This window comes from Streptacidiphilus sp. MAP12-16, from assembly GCF_041262165.1.
Taxonomy (GTDB): Bacteria; Actinomycetota; Actinomycetes; order Streptomycetales; family Streptomycetaceae; genus Streptacidiphilus.
The window spans coordinates 203,386-225,154 of the sequence record NZ_JBGCBY010000001.1 but is presented as its reverse complement, the minus strand read 5'-3'; the positions used below and the strand labels follow the sequence as shown (position 1 = coordinate 225,154).

Below are 21,769 nucleotides of genomic sequence, written 5' to 3'. Positions count from 1 at the left end.
AGCGGACATATCGGACAAAAATGTCTGCCGTTAAGGATTCGTTGCGGATCTTAGCGAGTCCCTAACGCGGCCGACGGTGAGAGCCCCGGAATCCGGTCGGTTGACGCCTCCGTCCTGGTCTCACCATCAACCACGGACGGCGGATCCGCACGCCCGGATCCGCCGTCGGGAATCGCCCCCGGATTCGCCTCGGGCCGTCAGCCCACCGTCCAGGTATCGGTTCCGGTGAGCAGCGCCGCGAGGTCGCCCTCGCCGCGCTGCGCGACGGCCGCGTCGAGCTGGTCGGCCATCAGAGTGTCGTAGACGGGCCGCTGGACGTCCCGCAGCACGCCGATGGGCGTGTGGTCCAGGGTGTCGTTGTCGGCGAGCCGGGTCAGCGCGAACGCCGTCGTGGGGCTGGCAGCCGCGGCGTCGTGGACGAGCACGTCCGACTGGTTCTGCTCGGTGATCGGAGCGGTGGTCAGCTCGCCGCTGACCGGGTCGCGGAAGACGCCCTCGGCGCCGTCCGCGCCGAAGCGCATCGGCTGCCCGTGCTCCAGCCGGATCAGGGCCCGGTCGCGGGTCTCCGCGTCCTTCAGCGCGTCGAAGGCGCCGTCGTTGAAGATATTGCAGTTCTGGTAGATCTCCACCAGCGCGGTGCCCCGGTGCTCGGCTGCGGCGCGGAGCACCGACTGCAGGTGCTTGCGGTCGGAGTCGATGGTGCGGGCGACGAAGCTCGCCTCGGCCCCGAGCGCGAGGGAGAGCGGGTTGAACGGGGCGTCCAGCGAGCCCATCGGCGTGGACTTGGTGATCTTCCCGATCTCGCTGGTCGGGCTGTACTGGCCCTTCGTCAGGCCGTAGATCCGGTTGTTGAACAGCAGGATCTTGAGGTTGACGTTGCGGCGCAGCGCGTGGATGAGGTGGTTGCCGCCGATCGACAGCGCGTCTCCGTCACCGGTGACCACCCAGACGCTCAGGTCGGGGCGGGAGGCGGCCAGTCCGGTGGCGATGGCGGGGGCGCGGCCGTGGATGGAGTGCATCCCGTAGGTGTTCAGGTAGTACGGGAAGCGCGAGGAGCAGCCGATCCCGGAGACGAAGCAGATGTTCTCCCGGGCGAGTCCGAGCTCGGGCAGGAAGGACTGGACCGCGGCCAGGATGGCGTAGTCGCCGCAGCCGGGGCACCAGCGGACCTCCTGGTCGGACTTGAAGTCCCGGAGCGTCTGCGGGGCCGCGGCCTTGGGAACCAGGCTCAGCGAGGCGTAGTGGCCGTTGCTGCGGACCGTGTCAGTCATTGCCTGCCTCCAACTGGTCCAGGTGTGCGGTGAGCGCGCCGGCGAGCTGCTCGGCCTTGAACGGAAGGCCGGTGACCTGGGTGAAGGACGTGGCGTCCACCAGGTACTTCGCGCGGACCAGGTGCGCGAGCTGGCCGAGGTTCATCTCCGGGACCAGGACCCGGTCGTACGCCGCGAGCACCTCGCCGAGGTTGCTCGGGAAGGGGTTGAGGTTACGCAGCTGCGCGTGGGCGACCTGCCCGCCGGCCGCCCGCACCCGCCGTACCGCCGCCGCGATCGGGCCGTAGGTGGACCCCCAGCCCAGCACCAGCAGCCTGGCGGTCCCGGTCGGGTCGTCGACGTCGAGCGGCTTGATGCTGCGGGCGATGCCGTCGATCTTGGCCTGGCGGGTGCGGACCATGTGGTCGTGGTTCGCCGGGTCGTAGGAGATGTTGCCGTTGCCGTCCTGCTTCTCGATGCCGCCGACGCGGTGCTCCAGGCCCGGCGTGCCCGGCACGGCCCAGGGCCTGGCCAGCGTCTCCGGGTCGCGCAGGTATGGCCAGAACTCGCCGGAGCCGTCGGGTGCGTTGGGCTCGGTGGCGAAGACCGGGCGCAGGTCCGGCAACTCGTCGGGTTCCGGGATGCGCCACGGTTCGGAACCGTTGGCCAGGTAGCCGTCGGAGAGCAGGAACACCGGGGTCCGGTAGGTGAGTGCGATCCGGGCCGCCTCCAGCGCGGCCGTGAAGCACTCGGCCGCCGTCGCCGGGGCGACGATCGGCACCGGCGCCTCGCCGTTGCGGCCGTACATCGCCTGCAGCAGGTCGGCCTGCTCGGTCTTGGTCGGCAGTCCGGTGCTCGGCCCGCCGCGCTGGATGTCGATGACCAGCAGCGGCAGCTCCAGCGACACCGCGAGCCCGATCGTCTCGGACTTCAGCGCCACGCCGGGGCCCGAGGTCGTGGTCACGCCCAGTGCGCCGCCGAAGGCCGCGCCGAGGGCGGCGCCGATGCCCGCGATCTCGTCCTCGGCCTGGAAGGTCCGCACACCGAAGTTCTTGTGCTTGCTCAGTTCGTGCAGGATGTCCGAGGCCGGGGTGATCGGGTAGGAGCCGAGGAACAACGGCAGCCCGGACTGCCTGGAGGCGGCGACGAGCCCGTACGCCAGGGCGAGGTTCCCGGAGATGTTGCGGTACCGGCCCGGCGGGAACGCGGCGGTCGCGGGCGCGACCTCGTAGGAGACGGCGAAGTCCTCGGTCGTCTCGCCGTAGTTCCAGCCCGCCTTGAACGCGAGGATGTTGGCCTCGGCGATGTCGGGCCGCTTGGCGAACTTGGTGCGCAGGAAGCGCTCGGTTCCCTCGGTCGGCCGGTGGTACATCCAGGACAGCAGGCCGAGCGCGAACATGTTCTTCGCCCGTTCGGCGTCCTTGCGGGCCAGTCCCGAGTCCCTGAGCGCCTCCACCGTCAGGGTGGTCAGCGGCACCGGGTGGACCGAGTAGCCGGACAGCGTGCCGTCGTCCAGGGGGTCGGCGGCGTAGCCGACCTTGGTGAGGGCCCGTTTGGTGAACTCGTCCGTATTGACGATGATCTCCGCGCCCCGTGGCACGTCGCCGAGGTTGGCCTTCAGCGCCGCCGGGTTCATCGCCACCAGCACGTTCGGGGCGTCACCAGGAGTGAGGATGTCGTGGTCGGCGAAGTGCAGCTGGAAGCTGGACACCCCGGGCAGCGTCCCTGCCGGGGCCCGGATCTCGGCGGGGAAGTTCGGCAGCGTGGAAAGGTCGTTGCCGAAGCCCGCCGTCTCGGTGGTGAAGCGGTCACCGGTGAGCTGCATACCGTCGCCCGAGTCCCCCGCGAACCGGATCACGACACGGTCGAGCTGCTTCACCTGCTTGCCCTGCGGGCGCAGGTCATGCTCTGCGACGGGCCGCCGCTCAGGCGGCCCGTCTGCCGTGGATTCCGTAACGTCGACCTGGCTGGTCACCGGGCTGGACCTCCCTCGACACCGTTGGCTGGTGCACTCATTGGCATCCTATGCCGGGAGGGTCCGCCCGTGTCGGAAGCCCGGAACAAGCCGTCCTGCCAGCATCGAACAGCTTATCTGACGATCAGTCAGGTTCCGGGCGGCTACCGGTGCTCAGGTCCCCGATCAGGTACTGAGGTGCCTCAGCACCGCCAGAACCCGGCGGTGGTCATCCGAGCTCTGGGTCAGTCCCAGTTTCATGAAGATGTTGCTGACGTGCTTCTCCACCGCCCCGTCCGACACCACCAGCTGCTTGGCGATAGCGCTGTTGGTACGTCCCTCCGCCATCAGCCCCAGCACCTCGCGCTCGCGCGGGGTCAGCGCGTCCAGCACGTCATGGCGCCGGCTGCGGCCGAGGAGCTGGGCGACCACCTCGGGGTCCAGCGCCGTGCCGCCCTGGGCGACGCGCTGCACGGCCTCGACGAACTCGCGGACGTCCGCGACCCGGTCCTTCAGCAGGTAGCCCACGCCCCGTGTGGACCCCGCCAGCAGCTCCGACGCGTAGCGCTCCTCGACGTACTGCGACAGCACCAGCGTGCCGACCCCGGGATGGCGGCTGCGCAGCTCCACGCAGGCCCGTACGCCCTCGTCGGTGTGCGTCGGCGGCATCCGCACGTCGGCGACGACGACGTCCGGCAGCGCGCTCTCGGCGGCGAGCCGCTCGATCAGCGCCAGCAGCGCCTCGCCGTCGCCCACCCCGGCGACCACGTCGAGCCCCCGGTCGGTCAGCAGCCGGGTCAACCCGTCCCGCAGCAGAACCGAATCCTCAGCGATGACCACCCGCAGCACCAGCGCACTCCCCACGTGACGTGACGACCTGCCCGGCCGCCGCGCCCCAGTCTCCACGATCACGCGCGGGTGCGGGGCGCACTCTCAGACGCGGGTGCGGGGGCGCACTCCCAGAGTGGGGTCCCGCGCCCCGATATCACATCGTGCGCAGCGCCACCGCGTCGCAGAGACCCTCCAGAGCCGCCTTCGCCGGGCAGTCCGGGAGGGGAGCCAGCAGGGCGCGGGCCTCCTCGGCGTAGCGCAGGGTGTCCTCGCGGGCCTGGGCCAGCGCGGGGTGCGCACGGAACAGGCACAGCGCCTCGGCGTGGCGGGCGTCGGCCTCGGGGTCGTCGGCGGGGAAGCCCGTGTCGAGCAGTTCGCGCAGGCGCAGGTCGCCGGGGACCGCGGGATCGGGCGCGGAGGCGTCGAGCAGCAGCACGGGCAGGGTCGGGACGCCCTCGCGCAGGTCCGTGCCCGGGGTCTTGCCGGACTCGTGACTGTCGCTGGCGATGTCCAGCAGGTCGTCGGCGAGCTGGAAGGCGGTGCCGATGCGCTCGCCGTACTGGGTGACGATCTCGACGATCTGCTCGTCCGCGCCGGCCATCAGCCCGCCGAGGTGGCAGGCGACGGCGATGAGTGAGCCGGTCTTGCCCGAGATGACGTCCAGGTAGTGCCGGACCGGGTCGTCCTCGGGACGGGGGCCCGCCGTCTCCAGGATCTGGCCGGTCACCAGCCGCTCGAACGCGTCGGCCTGGACCCGGACCGCCTCGGGGCCGAGGTCGGCGAGGATCTTGGAGGCGCGGGAGAAGAGGAAGTCGCCGGTCAGGATGGCGACCGAGTTGTCCCAGCGGGCGTTGGCGCTGGCCGCACCGCGCCGCATCAGGGCCTCGTCCATGACGTCGTCGTGGTAGAGGGTGGCGAGGTGGGTGAGCTCCACGACCACGGCGGAGGGGATCACCCCGGGCGCGTTGGGGTCGCCGAACTGCGCGGCGAGCAGCACCAGCAGGGGGCGGAAGCGCTTGCCGCCGGCCTCCATGAGGTGCTGGGCGGTGACCGTGATGAACGGTACGTCGCTCTTGGTCGCCTCGGACAGGGCCTGTTCGACGGCCGCCATACCGATCTGGACGTCGGCTTCCAGTGTCTGATCCTGCACGCTCAGCCCGAAGGGCCCCACGACGGTCACCGGGAACTCTCCTGTCGCTGGTCGGTCGGTCGCACGGCTTCTGCCCAGAGGCGCCGCTGCCATCCTGTGCAGCGTATCCGGTCCGAAGACGATCACTGTGCCTGCCCGGCGTACCAACTGGTACGTCGTCGGAACTCCGGACAGGCCCAGCTACGGCTCAGCGGACGAACAGTGACGCCTGGTCGGCGAGATGCAGGAAGTACTGGGGCAGGATCCCCAGCACCAGGGTGACCAGGACGCCGAGGGCGATCGCGGTCGCGGTGAAGGCGCTCGGGACGGCCACCGTGGGCCCGTCCGGCCTGGGGTCGGAGAAGAACATCAGCACGATGACCCGGATGTAGAAGAACGCGGCCACGGCCGAGGAGAGCACACCGACGATCACCAGCGGAGTCGCACCGCTGCTCGCCGCCGCCTGGAAGACGGCGAACTTTCCGGCGAAGCCGCTGGTCAGCGGGATGCCGGCGAAAGCGAGCAGGAACAGCGCGAAGGTCGCGGCCACCAGCGGCGACCGCCGGCCGAGGCCGGCCCAGCGGGAGAGGTGGGTGGCCTCGCCGCCCGCGTCGCGGACCAGGGTGACGACGGCGAAGGCGCCGAGGGTCACGAAGGAGTAGGCCGCTAGGTAGAACATCACGGCCGAGAGGCCCTGCTTGTTCATGGCGATCACGCCGGTCAGGATGAACCCGGCGTGGGCGATGGACGAGTAGGCCAGCAGCCGCTTCACATCGGTCTGGGTGACCGCGACGATCGCGCCGACGACCATGGTGAGGATCGCCACACCCCACATCACCGGCCGCCAGTCCCAGGCCACGCCGGGGAAGGCTACGTAGAGCAGCCGCAGCAGCGCGCCGAAGGCGGCGACCTTGGTCGCGGCGGCCATGAAGCCGGTCACCGGCGTCGGCGCGCCCTGGTAGACGTCCGGGGTCCAGGCGTGGAAGGGAACCGCGCCGACCTTGAAGAGCAGGCCGACGCCGAGCATGGCGAGGCCGATCAGCAGCAGCGCGTCGTTGCCGGTGGTGTTGGCGAGCGCGGGGGTGGGGGTGGCGGTCCCCGAGACGACGTCGGCGATGCCGCCCAGCGAGACCGTGCCCGAGTACCCGTAGAGCAGGGCGAGACCGAACAGGAAGAACGCCGAGGAGAAGGCCCCGAGCAGGAAGTACTTCACCGCCGCCTCTTGCGAGAGCAGGCGCCGCCGCCGCGCCAGGGCGCAGAGCAGGTAGAGCGGGAGGGAGAAGACCTCCAGTGCCACGAACATCGTCAGCAGGTCGCTGGCGGCCGGGAAGAGGAGCATCCCGCCGACGGCGAACATGGTGAGCGGGAAGACCTCGGTGGTGGCGAAGCCGGAGCGGGCGGCGGACTTCTCCGCGTCGCTGCCGGGCACCGTCGCGGCCTGCGGCGCGAAGGCGTCGACCGGCGCGCCGGTGCTCGACCGGGGCTCCAGGCGGCGTTCGGCGAAACCGAGGACGGCGACGATGGCGATCAGGGCGATGGTGCCCTGCAGGAAGAGTGACGGACCGTCGACGGCCACCGCGCCCATCGCGGCGAGGTGCGCCTTGGTGGTCGCGTATCCGTCGGCGGCTAGGGCCACCACGGCCACGAACGCGCCGACCAGGCCGGCCAGGGCGATGCCGATCTGGGCCCAGTAGCGGCTGCGCCGGGGCAGGAACGCCTCAGCGAGGATGCCCAGCGCGGCGGCGGCGAAGACCACCAGCATGGGTGAGAGCTGGGCGTACTCGATGTGCGGGGCCGGGATGGCAGCACCCGTGCCGGACGGTCCGGCGGCGAGTGTCCACAGGCTGTGGACAACGGTCGGCGCGGCGCTCACTGGCCACCTCCGTTAGCGGTCGTGGGCGCGGCCTGCGCCGTGACCGGGTGCTGCGGCGCCGGATCGGTGCGCTGCACGTCAGTCAGGGTGGCCTTCACCGCCGGGTTGACGATGTCGGTGATCGGCTTCGGGTAGACGCCGAGGAGGAGCAGCAGCGCGATCAGCGGGGTGACCACGACCAGCTCGCGGACCCGGAGGTCGCGGAAGCCCTGTACCTCGGCCTTCACCGGTCCGGTCATGGTGCGCTGGTAGAGCACCAGCACGTACAGCGCGGCGAGGACGATGCCGAAGGTGGCGACGATGCCGATCACCGGGTAGCGGGTGAAGGTGCCCACCAGGACCAGGAACTCGCTGACGAACGGCGCGAGTCCGGGCAGCGACAGGGTGGCCAGGCCACCGATCAGGAAGGTGCCGGCGAGGATCGGGGCGACCTTCTGCACGCCTCCGTAGTCGGCGATCAGGCGGCTGCCCCTGCGGGACATCAGGAAGCCCGCGACCAGCAGCAGCGCGGCCGTGGAGATGCCGTGGTTGACCATGTAGAGGGTCGCGCCGGACTGGCCCTGGCTGGTCATCGCGAAGATGCCCATGATGATGAAGCCGAAGTGCGAGATCGAGGCGTACGCGATCAGGCGCTTGATGTCCTTCTGGCCTACCGCGAGCAGTGCTCCGTAGACGATGCCGATGACGGAGAGGACCAGGATCTCCGGAGCGAAGGTCTTGGACGCGTCCGGGAACAGCTGCAGGCAGAAGCGCAGCATCGCGAAGGTGCCGACCTTGTCCACGACCGCCGTGATGAGCACCGCGACGCCCGGGGTGGCCTCGCCCATCGCGTTGGGCAGCCAGGTGTGCAGCGGCCACAGCGGCGCCTTCACCGCGAAGGCGAACATGAAGCCCAGGAAGAGCGCGTTCTCGGCGACCGGGGAGAAGTGCAGCTTCCCCGAGGTGAGGGCCTGGGTGATGGTGCCCAGGTCGAAGGTGCCGTGGCCGCCGCTGCCGAGGCCCTGCTGCGCCGTGATGACGTAGAGGCCGATCACTGCGGCCAGCATGATCAGGCCGCCGAGGAGGTTGTACAGCAGGAACTTGACCGCGGCGTAGGAGCGCCGGCGGGCGTCCTCGCCGTGGGTGCGGTCGCCGAAGCCGCCGATGAGGAAGTACATCGGGATGAGCATGGCTTCGAAGAACACGTAGAACAGGAAGACGTCGGTGGCCTCGAAGGAGAGCACCACCATCGCCTCGACCGCCAGGATCAGGGCGAAGAAGCCCTGGGTGCGGCGGCTGCGCTCGAACGTGCCCGCGTCGTTGGCCACCGGGTCGGCGTCGTGCCAGGAGGCCAGCATGACGATGGGCACCAGCACGGCGGTGAGCAGGATCAGCACGACCGCGATGCCGTCCACCCCGACGCTGTAGCCGACGCCGAAGTTCGGGATCCAGGAGTGGTACTCGGTGAGTTGGAAGCGCGCCCCGCCGGGGGTGAAGCGGATCGCGATGATCGCGGCCAGGACCAGGGTCAGCAGCGAGATCCCCAACGGGATCGCCTTGTTGAGGTCGCGTCGCTTCGCCGAGGTCGCTGCGGGCAGCGCGGCGGTCAGGACCGCGCCGACCGCTGGGAGCGCGGCTGCGACAGTGAGGAGAGGGAAGGAACTCATGACACCGACCTCATCAGGAGAGTCGTGGCGACCAGCACCAGCGCGCCGCCCAACATCGACAGTGCGTAGGAGCGGACGTAGCCGTTCTGCAGCTTCCGCACCCGGCCGGAGGTACCGCCGACGGCGGCGGCGATGCCGTTGACCACGCCGTCGAAGCCCTTGGCGTCCAGGTAGACCAGGAACCCGGTGAGGTGCTCGCCGCCGCCGACCAGGACGACGTGGTTGAAGTCGTCCTGCAGCAGGTCCCTGCGGGCCGCGCGGGTGAGCAGCGAGCCCACCGGCGGCGCGGCCGGGACGGGCTGCCGTCCGTACATCAGCCAGGCGACCAGGACGCCGAGCACGATCACCGCCATGGTGATGCCTGAGACGGTGGTGGCGGTGAGCGGCGAGTTGCCCTCCTGGTGGCCGGTGACCGGGGCCAGCCAGTTCACGAAGGAGCTGTTCCAGGCGAAGAGCCCGCCGGCGAAGACCGAGCCGAGCGCGAGCACCACCATGGGGATGCCCATGATCGCGGGGGACTCGTGCGGGTGCGGGTCGTTGCCCTCGGCGTCCGGCACCCAGCGCTTCTGGCCGAAGAAGGTCATCAGCATCACGCGGGTCATGTAGAACGCGGTGACCGCGGCGCCGACCAGTGCGGCGCCGCCGAGGATCCAGCCCTCGGTGCCGCCGTGGGCGAAGGCCGCCTCGATGATCTTGTCCTTGGAGAAGAAGCCGGACAGGCCGGGGAAGCCGATGATGGCGAGGTAGCCGAGCCCGAAGGTGGCGAAGGTCAGCGGCATGTACTTCCGCAGGCCGCCGTACTTCCTCATGTCGACCTCGTCGTTCATCCCGTGCATGACCGACCCGGCGCCGAGGAACAGCCCGGCCTTGAAGAAGCCGTGGGTGACCAGGTGCATGATGGCGAAGACATAGCCGATCGGGCCGAGCCCGGCGGCCATCACCATGTAGCCGATCTGCGACATGGTCGAGCCGGCCAGGGCCTTCTTGATGTCGTCCTTGGCGCAACCGACGATGGCACCGAAGAGCAGCGTCACCGTGCCCACGCAGACCGTCGCGAGCTGGGCGGTCGGGGCGAGGTTGAAGATGGCGCTGGAGCGGGTGATCAGGTAGACGCCGGCGGTGACCATGGTGGCCGCGTGGATCAGCGCCGACACGGGTGTCGGGCCCTCCATGGCGTCCCCGAGCCAGGACTGCAGCGGCACCTGCGCCGACTTGCCGCAGGCCGCGAGCAGCAGCATCAGCGCGATGCCGGTGAGCGTCGCCTTGGACGCCGTCGAGGCGGCGCCGAACACCGGGCCGAAGGCGAAGCTGCCGAAGGTGCTGAACATCAGCATGATGGCGATCGACAGGCCCATGTCGCCGACCCGGTTGACCAGGAACGCCTTCTTGGCGGCGGTCGCCGCGCTCGGCTTGTGCTGCCAGAACCCGATCAGCAGGTACGAGGCGAGGCCGACGCCCTCCCAGCCCACGTACAGCAGCAGGTAGTTGTCGGCCAGGACCAGCAGCAGCATCGCCGCGAGGAAGAGGTTCAGGTACCCGAAGAACCGGCGGCGGCGCTCGTCGTGGGCCATGTAGCCCACCGAGTACACGTGGATCAGCGAGCCCACGCCGGTGATCAGCAGCACGAAGGTCATCGACAGCTGGTCCAGCTGGAATCCGACCTGCGCCTGGAATCCGCCCACGGACACCCAGGTGTACAGGTGCTCCAGCACCGGGCGGGAGGCCACCGGGCGGCCCAGCATGGAGAAGAACAGGACGAGCCCCACGGCGAACGAGGCCGTCGAGGCGAGGACGCCGAGCCAGTGGCCGATGGCGTCCAGGCGGCGTCCGCCCAGGAGGAGCACGACGGCTCCGGCCAGGGGTGCCGCGACCAGTACGGGGATGAGATTGTCCACGGTCAGTCAGCCTCCGCCGCTACAGCTTCATGAGGTTGGTGTCGTCGACCGAGGCCGAGTGACGGGTGCGGAAGACGCTCACGATGATCGCCAGTCCGACGACGACCTCGGCTGCGGCGACCACCATGGTGAAGAAGGCGATGATCTGCCCGTCCAGGTTGCCGTGCAGCCGGGAGAAGGTGACCAGGGCCAGATTGGAGGCGTTCAGCATCAGCTCCACGCACATGAACAGCACGATCGCGTTGCGCCGTACCAGGACGCCGGTGGCACCGATGGTGAACAGCAGCGCCGCCAGGTAGAGGTAGTTGACGGGGTTCATTCGGACGACTCCTCTACCTGGTCGGGAGCGGTGGTGGGGGTGCGGGCGGGAGTGCTCGCGGGGGTGCTCGCCGGGGTGCGGGTGACGGCCTTGCTGAGCTCGGTGCCGCCGCGCGGCGTGGGGGTCTTCCGCCCCAGCCACACCGCCGTGCCGGCTTCCAGCTCGCCCATGCGGTGCACGAGTTCGCCGCTGACGTCCCGCATCTGGCCTCGTGCGCGCAGGGTCGGGTTGACGGTCAGCTCGGAGACGCTGCCGTCCGGCAGCATCCCCGGAATGTCCACCGCGTTGTGCCGGGCGTAGACGCCGGGCGCGGGCAGCGGGGTGACCTGTGTGCCCAGGCGTACGCGCTGCTCGGCGAGTTCACGCTGGGTCTGCCGCTCCTCGGTGTGCTCGCGGTGGGTCAGCACCATCGCACCGATGGCGGCGGTGATCAGCAGCGCGCCGGTGACCTCGAAGGCCCAGACGTACTGGGTGAAGATCAGCCGGGCCAGCCCCTGCACGTTGCCCCCGGCGTTCGCCGCCTTGAGGCCGGTGAAGCTGCGCAGATTCGCGTTGGCGATGCCCGCGATCAGCAGCACGCCGAAGCCGAGGCCGCCGATGACGGCGGCCCAGCGCTGGCCCTTGAGCGGCTCCTTGACCGAGTCCTCGGAGGTGACGCCGACCAGCATGACCACGAAGAGGAACAGCATCATGATCGCGCCGGTGTAGACGACGATCTGGACGACGCCGAGGAAGACCGCCCCCTGCGCCATGTAGCAGATCGCCAGGGCGATCATCGTCCCGGCGAGGCAGAGTGCGGAGTGAACGGCCTTCTTGCAGAGCACCATGCCCAGCGCCCCGGAGACCGCCAGCACGGCGAGGACCCAGAACTGCACGGCCTCGCCGACGGAGGCGGCCCCGGTGAGGGGGGCGGCAGCCACGGAGATCATGCCGACGCACCCTCTTCCGAAGGCTTCTCGCCCTTGCTGACAGCGACCTGACGCTCCGTGCCCGGCGCGGCCTCGGTGACCAGCCCGCGGTAGTAGTCGCCCTCGTCCGTGCCGGGGAAGATCGAGTGCGGCGACTCGACCATGCCCTCGGTGAGGCCGGCGAGCAGCTGCTCCTTGGTGAAGATCAGCGACTCTCGGCTGCTGTCCGCCAGCTCGTACTCGTTGGTCATCGTCAGTGCCCGGGTCGGGCATGCCTCGATGCACAGCCCGCAGAGGATGCAGCGGGCGTAGTTGATCTGGTAGACCCGGCCGTAGCGCTCGCCCGGCGAGTAGCGCTCCTCGTCGGTGTTGTCCGCGCCCTCCACATAGATGGCGTCCGCCGGGCAGGCCCATGCGCACAGCTCGCAGCCGATGCACTTCTCCAGCCCGTCCGGATGCCGGTTGAGCTGGTGCCGGCCGTGGAAGCGGGGCGCGGTCGGCTTCTTGTACTCGGGGTACTGCTCGGTGAGCCGCTTCTTGAACATGGCCTTGAAGGTCACGCCGAAGCCGGCGGCGGGGCCCAGGCCGAAAGAGGAATGTTCAGTTGGCACCGTCGTCTCCCTTCGCTGCTGCGGTTACGGACAGGTGGGTGCGCGCTGCCCGGCGCGGCACCGGCGGGAGCTGCTGCCCCGGCAGGGGTGGCACCGGGAAGCCGCCCGCCATCGGGTCGAACTCCTCCGGGGCCTGGTCCTGCACCGGCTGCTCCTTCTTCCGCAGTGCGTCCCAGACGAGCGACAGCAGCAGTACCGCGACGACCACGCCGCCCGCGATGATGGCGTCCCGGCCCAGGCTGTAACCCTGGTCGCGGAGCGCCCGGAAGGTGGCGACCATGACCAGCCACACCAGGGACACCGGGATGAGGACCTTCCACCCCAGCTTCATGAACTGGTCGTAGCGGAGCCGGGGCAGGGTGCCGCGGAGCCAGATGAAGAAGAACAGCAGCAGCTGGATCTTGAGGATGATCCAGAGCATCGGCCACCAGCCGTGGTTGGCCCCGGCCCAGAACGCACTGACCGGCCACGGGGCCCGCCAGCCGCCCAGGAACAGGGTCGACGCCACCGCCGAGACCGTCACCATGTTGATGTACTCGGCGAGCATGAACATCGCGAACTTCAGCGAGGAGTACTCGGTGTTGAAGCCACCGACCAGCTCGCCCTCGGCCTCGGGGAGGTCGAACGGCGCGCGGTTGGTCTCGCCGACCATCGAGATGATGTAGACGACGAAGCTCACCGGCAGCAGCGCGACGAACCAGGTGTGCTTCTGCGCGTCGACGATCCCCGAGGTGGACATCGTCCCCGAGTAGATGAAGACCGCCGCGAAGGAGAGGCCCATCGCGATCTCGTAGGAGACCATCTGCGCGGCCGAGCGGAGCCCGCCGAGCAGCGGATATGTCGACCCCGACGCCCAGCCCGCGAGCACGATCCCGTAGATGCCGACCGAGGCCACGGCCAGGACGTAGAGCATCGCCACCGGGAAGTCGGTGAGCTGCATCGTGGTCCTGGTGCCGAAGATGGAGATCTCGTGTCCGGCCGGACCGAACGGGATCACCGCGATGGCCAGGAAGGCGGGGACGGCCGCGATCACCGGGGCGAGGATGAACACCACCTTGTCGGAGGCGGTGACGACCAGGTCCTCTTTCAGGGCGAGCTTCACCCCGTCGGCGAGGCTCTGCAGCATGCCCCAGGGGCCGTGCCGGTTGGGACCGATGCGCAGCTGCATCCAGGCGACGACCTTGCGCTCCCAGACGATCGCGACGAGCACGGTCACCAGCAGGAAGGCAAAGCAGAACACGGCCTTGACCAGGACCAGCCACCAGGGGTCCACCCCGAACAGCGACAGGTCCTCCGCGGCGAGGAACACTCCGTCGGGTTGCATCAGTTACCCCCTCCGTAGGTGGTGGCGGTGTTGTGGGCGGTGCTCCCCTGCGGGGAGACGGCGACCGGGGCGAGCCCCACCACCCGTCCGGGGACCGCGCCGAGGGCGCGGTGGGCGCCCCCCGGCGTGGAGTTGAGCGGGATCCACACGACGCGGTCGGGCAGTTCCGGGGTGATCGCCAGCGGCAGCGTGACGCTGCCACCGGGCCCGGACACCGACAGCGTCGCTCCCTCGGCGACGCCGACCTCGGCGGCGGTCGCGGGCGACAGCCGGGCCACCGCGGGGTGCCTGGTCCCGGCGAGTGCGGTGTCGCCCTGCTGCAGCGAGCCGTTGTCGAGCAGCTGCCGCCAGCCGCCGAGCACGGCCTCGCCCGCGGCCGGGCGCGGCAGCGGGCGCGCGAGCTCGGCCGGGGCCTCGACCCGCTCGCCGCGCCAGGCGCCCAGGGCGTCCAGCTCGCGGCGGGCGGTGGTGACGTCCGGAAGTCCCAGTGCGCTGCCCATGGCGTCGGCGAGCATGTGCAGCACCCGGAGGTCGCTGCTCAGGTGACGCTGCGTCATCTGGTCGGGCTTGAGGGCCGGTTCGAACAGCCGGACCCGGCCCTCCCAGTCCAGGAAGGTCCCGGCCTTCTCGGCGACGGCGGCCACCGGCAACACAACGTCGGCACGGTCGGTGACGGCACTCGGCAGCAGCTCCAGGCTGACGATGAACCCGGCTCGGTCCAGCGCAGCCTCGGCGGCGGCCGGGTCACCCAGGTCGGCCGGGTCGACGCCGCCGACGACCAACGCGTCCAGCTCGCCGCTCGCGGCGGCGGCGAGGATGCCGCCGGTGTCGCGGCCGTAGCGTTCCGGGATCTCGGCGACGCCCCAGGCGGCTGCGGTCTGCGCGCGCGCCTCGGGGTCGGTGACGGGACGTCCGCCCGGCAGCAGGCCGGGCAGCGCGCCGGCTTCGACGGCGCCGCGCTCGCCCGCCCGGCGCGGAATCCAGGCCAGCCGCGCGCCGGTGGCCCGGGCCAGCCGGACCGCCGCGCTCAGCGCGCCGGGGACGCCCGCCAGCCGCTCGCCGACCAGCAGCACCGCACCGGGCTGGTGCAGCGCCTCCGCGGCCCGGCCGGCGTCGCCGTCCAGCGGGTCGCCGTCGGCCAGCGCCTCCAGCCACTCGGCCTCGGTGCCGGGCGCGGCCGGAAGCAGCGCGCCGCCGAGCTTGGTGAGCCCGCGCGAGGCGTGCGTGGCGATCGAGTAGACCTTCAACCTGCGGGCGCGTGCGGCCTTGCGCAGCCGCAGGAACACGATCGGCGACTCCTCCTCGGGCTCGAACCCGACGAGCAGGGCCGCCGGGGCGGCCTCCAGGTCCTGGTAGGTCAGACCGGAGCCGTCGATGTCCACGCCGCGCCCGGCGACGGCCGCCGCGAGGAAGTCCGCCTCCTCGGCGCTGTGGATCCGGGCCCGGAAGTCCACGTCGTTCGTGCCGAGGGCGACCCGCGCGAACTTGGCGTAGGCGTACGCGTCCTCGACCGTGGCCCTGCCCCCGACCAGCACGCCGGTACGTCCCCGGGCGAGCCCGGACGCCGCCGCCCTGAGTGCCTCCGGCCAGGAGGCCGGGACCAGTTCCCCGTCCGCGTCGCGAACCAGCGGCGTCGCCAGCCGCTCCCGCGACTGCGCGTAGCGGAAGGCGAAGCGGCCCTTGTCGCAGGACCACTCCTCGTTCACCGCCGGGTCGTCCCCGGCCAGCCGGCGCATCACCTTGCCGCGCCGGTGGTCGGTGCGGATCGCGCACCCGGACGAGCAGTGCTCGCACACGCTGGGCGAGGACACCAGGTCGAACGGGCGCGAGCGGAACCGGTACGCCGCCGAGGTCAGCGCGCCCACCGGGCAGATCTGGATGGTGTTCCCGGAGAAGTACGAGCGGAAGTCGTCGCCCTCCCCGATGCCGACCTGCTCAAGCGCGCCGCGCTCCAGCAGCTCGATGAACGGGTCGCCCGCGATCTGCTCGCTGAACCGCGTGCAGCGCGCGCACAGGACGCAGCGCTCCCGATCCAGCAGCACCTGCGTGGAGATCGGCATCGGCTTCTCGTAGGTTCGCTTGACGCCCTCGAAGCGGCTGTCGGACTGACCGTGCGACAGCGCCTGGTTCTGCAGCGGGCACTCGCCGCCCTTGTCGCAGACCGGGCAGTCCAGCGGGTGGTTGATCAGCAGCAGCTCCATCACTCCGCGCTGCGCCTTCTCGGCGACCGGCGAGGTGACCTGGGTGCTGACGACCATGCCGTCGGTGACCGTCATGGTGCAGGACGCGACGGGCTTGCGCTGGCCCTCGACCTCGACGATGCACTGGCGGCAGGCCCCGACCGGGTCCAGCAGCGGGTGGTCGCAGAAGCGCGGGACCTCGACGCCGACCATCTCGGCGGCGCGGATGATCAGGGTGCCCTTGGGCACCTGCACCTGCACGCCGTCGATGGTGACGGAGCACAGCTCCTCGGGCGGCGGGGCCGCCGGGGTTCCAGGGGTCTTGGCCACTGTGGTCATGCGAGCACCCCCTTCTCCTGGGCGGTCTGATGGGCGGTTACGGAGGAGCCGCGGGAGGTGCGCGCGTCGGCCCAGACCGTGGAGGCGGCCGGGTCGAACGGGCAGCGGCCCTCGCGGAGGTGCTGCTCGTACTCCTCGCGGAAGTACTGCAGCGAGGAGAAGATCGGGCTGGCGGCGCCGTCCCCGAGGGCGCAGAACGACTTGCCGTTGATGTTGTCGGCGATGTCGTTGAGCTTCTCCAGGTCGCCCTCGACGCCCTGGCCCGCCTCGATCCTGCGCAGCAGCTGGACGAGCCAGTAGGTGCCCTCGCGGCAGGGAGTGCACTTGCCGCAGGACTCGTGGGCGTAGAACTCGGTCCACCGGGTCACGGCGCGGACCACGCAGGTGGTCTCGTCGAAGATCTGCAGGGCTTTGGTGCCGAGCATGGACCCGGCCGCGGCGACGCCCTCGTAGTCCAGCGGCACGTCCAGGTGCTCGTCGGTGAACATCGGGGTGGACGAGCCGCCCGGCGTCCAGAACTTCAACCGGTGGCCCTCGCGCACGCCGCCGGTGATCTCCAGCAGCTGGCGCAGAGTGATGCCGAGCGGCGCCTCGTACTGGCCCGGGTTGGTGACGTGCCCGGACAGCGAGTAGAGCGTGAAGCCGGGTGACTTCTCGCTGCCCATGGAGCGGAACCACTCGGTGCCCCGGTGCAGGATGCTGGGCACCGAGGCGATCGATTCGACGTTGTTGACCACCGTGGGGCAGGCGTAGAGGCCGGCGATGGCGGGGAACGGCGGCCGCAGCCTGGGCTGGCCGCGCCGTCCCTCCAGGGAGTCGAGCAGTGCCGTCTCCTCGCCGCAGATGTAGGCGCCGGCACCGGCGTGGACAGTGATCTCGAGATCGAAGCCCGAGCCGAGCACGTTCGTGCCGAGGTAGCCGGCCTGGTACGCCTCGGCCACCGCCGCGTGCAGTCGCCGCAGCACCGGCACGGTCTCGCCGCGCAGGTAGATGAAGGCGTGGCTGCAGCGGATGGCGTAACTCGCGATGATCATGCCCTCGATGAGCACGTGCGGATTGGCGAACAGCAGCGGGATGTCCTTGCAGGTGCCAGGCTCGCTCTCGTCCGCGTTGACGACCAGGTAGTGCGGCTTGCCGTCGCCCTGGGGGATGAACTGCCACTTCATGCCAGTGGGGAAGCCGGCCCCGCCGCGTCCGCGCAGCCCGGAGTCCTTGACCAGGGCGATGACCGCGTCCGGGTCCATCCGCAGGGCCTCGTGCAGGCCCTTGTAGCCGTCGTGGCGGCGGTAGGTGTCCAGGGTCCAGGGCCGGTCGTCGTCCCAGCTGTCGGACAGGACCGGGGAGAGCAGCTTCTCCGGGTTCTCGGCGGTCACTGCGCCGTTCCTTCCTCGTCGGTGGGAGCGGGAGCGGCGTCGCTCGGCGGCTCGTCCGCGTGCCGGGGCGCGACGATGCGCGTCCCGGCGCCCGTACCCGGCAGCGCCTCGCCGCGCGCGAGCCGCAGCCCGGCCATGGTCGGCGCGCCGCCCGCGCCGGACTCGTCCACCGCGCCGGGTCGTTCGTCCGGGAACCCGGCCAGGATCCGCGCCGTGTCCTTGAAGCCGCAGAGCCGCGCGCCACGGGTGGGGCGCACGTCCTGGCCGCCCGCCCTGAGCTCGTCGACGAGCTGCTTCGCGCTCTCCGGCGTCTGGTTGTCAAAGAACTCCCAGTTCACCATCACCACGGGCGCGTAGTCGCAGGCGGCGTTGCACTCGATGTGCTCCAGCGAGACCGAGCCGTCCGCGGTGGTCTCGTTGTTGCCGATACCGAGGTGCTGCTGCAGCTCGGCAAAGATCTGGTCGCCGCCCATCACCGCGCACAGCGTGTTGGTGCACACGCCGACGTGGTACTCGCCCGCGGGACGCCGCCGGTACATCGTGTAGAAGGTGGCGACTGCCGTGACCTCGGCCGTCGTCAGACCCAACTGCTCGGCGCAGTAACGGATCCCGGTCCGGCTGACGAACCCTTCCTCCGCCTGGACCAGGTGCAGCAGCGGCAGCAGCGCGGACCGGCTGTCCGGGTAGCGGTCGATCAGCTCCCGCGCGTCCGGGTCCAGCCTGGCCCGCACCTCGGCCGGGTAGACCGGAGCGGGCAGCTCCGGCAGGCCCAGCAGGGTGGGCGCACTCGCTGCGGGCGCACTCGCGTTGTCGGTGCTCACCGGTCCACGCCTCCCATCACGGGGTCGATCCCGGCCACGGCGACGATGACGTCCGCGACCTGCCCGCCCTCACACATCGCGGCCATCGACTGCAGGTTGGTGAAGCTGGGGTCACGGAAGTGCACCCGGTAGGGGCGCGTCCCGCCGTCGCTGACGACATGCACGCCCAGCTCGCCCTTGGGCGACTCCACCGCTTCGTACGCCTGTCCGGCCGGGACCCGGAAGCCCTCGGTGACCAGCTTGAAGTGGTGGATCAGCGCCTCCATCGACTCACCCATGATCGTGCGGATGTGGTCCAGGGAGTTGCCCATGCCGTCCGGTCCCAGCGACAGCTGCGCGGGCCAGGCGATCTTCTTGTCCTCGACCATGACCCGGCCGGGGCCGCTGCCGCGCAGCTGGTCCAGGCACTGGTCGACGATCCGCAGCGACTGCTCCATCTCGGCGAGCCGGATCAGGAAGCGCCCGTACGAGTCGCAGGTGTCGGTGGTCGGCACCTCGAACTCGTACTGCTCGTAGCCGCAGTACGGCTGCGACTTCCGCAGGTCGTGCGGCAGGCCGGTGGACCGCAGGATCGGCCCGGTGGCGCCGAGCGCCATGCAGCCGGCCAGGTCCAGGTAGCCGACGTCCACCAGCCGCGCCTTGAACACCGGGTTGTTCGTCGCGAGCTTGTCGTACTCGTGCATCCGCGAACGCAGCAGCTTCACGCCCTCGCGGATCTGGTCCAGCGCCCCCGGCGGCAGGTCCTGGGCGAGGCCTCCGGGGCGCACGTACGCGTGGTTCATCCGCAGCCCGGTGACCAGCTCGAAGATGTCGAGGATGATCTCCCGGTCACGGAAGCCGTAGATCATCAGCGTGGTCGAGCCGATCTCCATGCCGCCGGTGGCCAGGCACACCAGGTGCGAGGAGATCCGATTCAGCTCCATCATGAGCACCCGGATGATGCTCGCCCGCTGCGGGATCTGCTCGGTGATCCCCAGCAGCCGCTCCACCGCCAGGCAGTAGGCGGTCTCGTTGAACAGCGGAGTCAGGTAGTCCATGCGGGTCACGAAGGTCGTGCCCTGGGTCCAGTTCCGGTACTCCATGTTCTTCTCGATGCCCGTGTGCAGGTAGCCGATCCCGCACCGCGCCTCGGTGACGGTCTCGCCGTCGATCTCCAGGATGAGCCGCAGCACCCCGTGCGTGGAGGGGTGCTGCGGACCCATGTTGACGATGATGCGCTCGTCGTCGGCCTTCGCCGCCGCCGTCACGACCTCGTCCCAGTCGCCACCGGTGACGGTGTAGACGCGCCCCTCGGTGGTCTCCCGGCCCGGCGCTTCCGCGTGTTGAGTGCTCATCAGCTGTAAGACCTCCGCTGGTCGGGAGCCGGGATCTGCGCGCCCTTGTACTCGACGGGGATGCCGCCGAGCGGGTAGTCCTTGCGTTGCGGGTGGCCCAGCCAGTCGTCCGGCATCATGATCCGCGTCAGCGCCGGGTGGCCGTCGAAGACGATGCCGAAGAAGTCGTACGTCTCCCGCTCGTGCCAGTCGTTCGTCGGGTAGACCGAGAACGTCGAGGGGATGTGCGGATCGTCGTCCGGGGCCGAGGTCTCCACCCGGATCAGCCGGTTGTGGGTGATCGACCGCAGGTGGTAGACGGCGTGCAGCTCCCGGCCCTTGTCCCCCGGGTAGTGCACCCCGCTCACACCGGTGCAGAGCTCGAAGCGCAGCGCCGGATCGTCCCGCAGGGTCCTCATCACCTGCGGCAGGAACTCGCGCTGGACGTGGAAGGTGATCTCGCCCCGGTCCACGACCGTCTTCTCGATCACCGCGCCGACCCGGAGCCCCTGCTCCTCCAGCGCGCCCTCCAACTCGTCCGCGACCTCGTCGAACCAGCCCCCACCGTACGGTCGCGCCGTCGGCCCGGGCAGCACGATGGGGGTGACCATCCGCCCGTACCCGGAGGTGTCGCCGCTGCCGCCGCCGACACCGTTGCCGCCACCGAACATCCCGTGCCGGACGCCGACGATCTCCAGCTCCGTGCCCTCGCGCGGGGTGTGCACGACCTCGTCGCTGTCGCTCATCGCAGCAGCCCCTTCATCTCGATCGTCGGGACCGCCTGCAGCGCCTGCTGCTCCGCCTCGTCCTCCGCCTTGGCGCGCTGGGCGCCGAGCTTCTCGTGGCGGATCTGCTCGTGCAGCTTGAGGATGGCGTCCATCAGCATCTCCGGACGGGGCGGGCAGCCAGGCAGGTAGATGTCGACGGGGATGACATGGTCGACGCCCTGGACGATCGCGTAGTTGTTGAACATCCCGCCGGACGAGGCGCAGACGCCCATCGAGATGACCCACTTGGGGTTGGCCATCTGGTCGTAGACCTGGCGCACCACCGGGGCCATCTTCTGGCTGACCCGCCCGGCGACGATCATCAGGTCGGCCTGCCTCGGAGACCCTCGGAAGACCTCCATGCCGAAACGGGCGAGGTCGTACCGCCCCGCGCCGGTCGTCATCATCTCGATGGCGCAGCAGGCGAGTCCGAAGGTGGCCGGGAAGAGGGAGCTCTTCCGCACCCAACCGGCGGCCTGCTCGACCGAGGTGAGCAGGAAGCCGCTGGGCAGCTTCTCCTCGATACCCATCTGGTGTCCTCTCAGCGCTCGGGCGGATTCGCGGTGTCGACGATGACGGCGTCGTCCCTGATCAGTCCCACTCCAGCCCCCCGCGCCGCCATACGTACGCGTATGCGACGAAGACGGTGGCGATGAACAGCACCATCTCGACCAGGCCGAAGATCCCCAGGGCGTCGAAGGTGACGGCCCAGGGATAGAGGAAGACGATCTCGATGTCGAAGACGATGAAGAGCATCGCCGTCAGGTAGTACTTGATCGGGAACCGGCCACCGCCGGCCGGCTGCGGCGTGGGTTCGATGCCGCACTCGTAGGCATCCAGCTTGGCGCGGTTGTAGCGCTTGGGGCCGGTCAGCGCGGCCATCGCCACGGAGCCGACCGCGAAGGCAGCCGCGAGGGCGCCAAGTACCAGAATCGGCGCATATGCGTTCATAACCGAACGACCTCCCAAGACAGCCGGGTCGGCGCCTGTCCCTGTCGGTGACTGCGGGTCCGTACAGCTCGGGAGCGTGATCAGCTCATGTGAGGCAGTTCACAAGCCCCCAAGACGGCTGCATCCTATGCCCGTTCGCATGTGATCTGCGACACGGGTGTCAGCCCCATCATTGTGATCTACGCCACCCGATGAATGATCATGAAGCAGTGGGTGGGCAAAATCAGCCACATCCCGTGTGCTTTCCTTCACAAACGGTAATCCGGCACGCCATCACTGCAGCTC

At 70.1% G+C, this 21,769-nt stretch carries 18 protein-coding genes; all 18 read right to left on the bottom strand.

The annotated features are described in order from the left end of the window. Positions 1–197 precede the first annotated feature (197 nt). The 18 genes from ABIA33_RS01010 to ABIA33_RS00925 all read right to left on the bottom strand — a co-directional run bounded on the left by ABIA33_RS01010 (position 198) and on the right by ABIA33_RS00925 (position 21,484). Positions 198–1,271, bottom strand: a complete 1,074-nt coding sequence (locus ABIA33_RS01010) for a 2-oxoacid:ferredoxin oxidoreductase subunit beta (RefSeq protein WP_370075838.1) — start codon at positions 1,269–1,271, stop codon at positions 198–200. Further along, entirely contained in the window at positions 1,264–3,225 is a 1,962-nt protein-coding gene (locus ABIA33_RS01005; RefSeq protein ID WP_370075836.1) for a 2-oxoacid:acceptor oxidoreductase subunit alpha, read from the bottom strand. Before ABIA33_RS01005 ends, ABIA33_RS01010 begins: the two co-directional genes overlap by 8 nt. Positions 3,226–3,390: 165 nt before the next feature. Then, positions 3,391–4,044, bottom strand: a complete 654-nt coding sequence (locus tag ABIA33_RS01000; protein WP_370076232.1) for a LuxR C-terminal-related transcriptional regulator — start codon at positions 4,042–4,044, stop codon at positions 3,391–3,393. 145 nt (positions 4,045–4,189) lie between these two features. Next, the gene (locus ABIA33_RS00995) at positions 4,190–5,215 is read right to left on the bottom strand and encodes a polyprenyl synthetase family protein (protein ID WP_370075834.1); all 1,026 of its coding nucleotides are present in this window, start codon (positions 5,213–5,215) and stop codon (positions 4,190–4,192) included. A gap of 157 nt (positions 5,216–5,372) precedes the next feature. Further along, positions 5,373–7,037: an NADH-quinone oxidoreductase subunit NuoN gene (nuoN, locus tag ABIA33_RS00990; RefSeq protein ID WP_370075833.1), complete on the bottom strand. Its 1,665-nt coding sequence runs from the start codon at positions 7,035–7,037 to the stop codon at positions 5,373–5,375. Continuing rightward, positions 7,034–8,683, bottom strand: coding sequence for an NADH-quinone oxidoreductase subunit M (locus ABIA33_RS00985; RefSeq protein WP_370075832.1), 1,650 nt, complete (start codon positions 8,681–8,683; stop codon positions 7,034–7,036). The genes nuoN and ABIA33_RS00985 overlap by 4 nt, the downstream gene beginning before the upstream one ends. Further along, positions 8,680–10,578 (bottom strand): NADH-quinone oxidoreductase subunit L, encoded by a 1,899-nt coding sequence (gene nuoL, locus ABIA33_RS00980; protein WP_370075830.1) that lies wholly within the window; start codon positions 10,576–10,578, stop codon positions 8,680–8,682. Before nuoL ends, ABIA33_RS00985 begins: the two co-directional genes overlap by 4 nt. A gap of 19 nt (positions 10,579–10,597) precedes the next feature. Then, on the bottom strand, positions 10,598–10,897 hold the full coding sequence (nuoK, locus tag ABIA33_RS00975; RefSeq protein WP_030261239.1) for an NADH-quinone oxidoreductase subunit NuoK: 300 nt from the start codon (positions 10,895–10,897) through the stop codon (positions 10,598–10,600). Then, positions 10,894–11,826: an NADH-quinone oxidoreductase subunit J gene (locus ABIA33_RS00970; RefSeq protein WP_370075827.1), complete on the bottom strand. Its 933-nt coding sequence runs from the start codon at positions 11,824–11,826 to the stop codon at positions 10,894–10,896. Before ABIA33_RS00970 ends, nuoK begins: the two co-directional genes overlap by 4 nt. Then, positions 11,823–12,416 carry an NADH-quinone oxidoreductase subunit NuoI gene (nuoI, locus tag ABIA33_RS00965; RefSeq protein WP_370075826.1) on the bottom strand — a complete coding sequence of 198 codons (594 nt, stop codon included), beginning with the start codon at positions 12,414–12,416 and terminating at the stop codon, positions 11,823–11,825. The genes ABIA33_RS00970 and nuoI overlap by 4 nt, the downstream gene beginning before the upstream one ends. Further along, positions 12,406–13,740: an NADH-quinone oxidoreductase subunit NuoH gene (nuoH, locus tag ABIA33_RS00960; RefSeq protein ID WP_370075824.1), complete on the bottom strand. Its 1,335-nt coding sequence runs from the start codon at positions 13,738–13,740 to the stop codon at positions 12,406–12,408. Before nuoH ends, nuoI begins: the two co-directional genes overlap by 11 nt. Beyond that, positions 13,740–16,259 carry an NADH-quinone oxidoreductase subunit G gene (locus ABIA33_RS00955; RefSeq protein WP_370075822.1) on the bottom strand — a complete coding sequence of 840 codons (2,520 nt, stop codon included), beginning with the start codon at positions 16,257–16,259 and terminating at the stop codon, positions 13,740–13,742. Before ABIA33_RS00955 ends, nuoH begins: the two co-directional genes overlap by 1 nt. Then, entirely contained in the window at positions 16,256–17,632 is a 1,377-nt protein-coding gene (gene nuoF / locus ABIA33_RS00950; protein WP_370075820.1) for an NADH-quinone oxidoreductase subunit NuoF, read from the bottom strand. The genes ABIA33_RS00955 and nuoF overlap by 4 nt, the downstream gene beginning before the upstream one ends. After that, on the bottom strand, positions 17,629–18,453 hold the full coding sequence (gene nuoE / locus ABIA33_RS00945) for an NADH-quinone oxidoreductase subunit NuoE (RefSeq protein ID WP_370075818.1): 825 nt from the start codon (positions 18,451–18,453) through the stop codon (positions 17,629–17,631). The genes nuoF and nuoE overlap by 4 nt, the downstream gene beginning before the upstream one ends. Next, positions 18,450–19,787 (bottom strand): NADH-quinone oxidoreductase subunit D, encoded by a 1,338-nt coding sequence (locus ABIA33_RS00940; RefSeq protein WP_370075816.1) that lies wholly within the window; start codon positions 19,785–19,787, stop codon positions 18,450–18,452. Before ABIA33_RS00940 ends, nuoE begins: the two co-directional genes overlap by 4 nt. Further along, positions 19,787–20,512 (bottom strand): NADH-quinone oxidoreductase subunit C, encoded by a 726-nt coding sequence (locus ABIA33_RS00935; RefSeq protein WP_370075814.1) that lies wholly within the window; start codon positions 20,510–20,512, stop codon positions 19,787–19,789. The genes ABIA33_RS00940 and ABIA33_RS00935 overlap by 1 nt, the downstream gene beginning before the upstream one ends. Beyond that, positions 20,509–21,063 carry an NADH-quinone oxidoreductase subunit B family protein gene (locus ABIA33_RS00930; RefSeq protein ID WP_370075812.1) on the bottom strand — a complete coding sequence of 185 codons (555 nt, stop codon included), beginning with the start codon at positions 21,061–21,063 and terminating at the stop codon, positions 20,509–20,511. Before ABIA33_RS00930 ends, ABIA33_RS00935 begins: the two co-directional genes overlap by 4 nt. A 61-nt stretch (positions 21,064–21,124) precedes the next feature. Continuing rightward, complete coding sequence (locus ABIA33_RS00925) at positions 21,125–21,484, bottom strand: NADH-quinone oxidoreductase subunit A (protein ID WP_370075810.1); 360 nt, start codon at positions 21,482–21,484, stop codon at positions 21,125–21,127. Positions 21,485–21,769 lie beyond the last annotated feature (285 nt).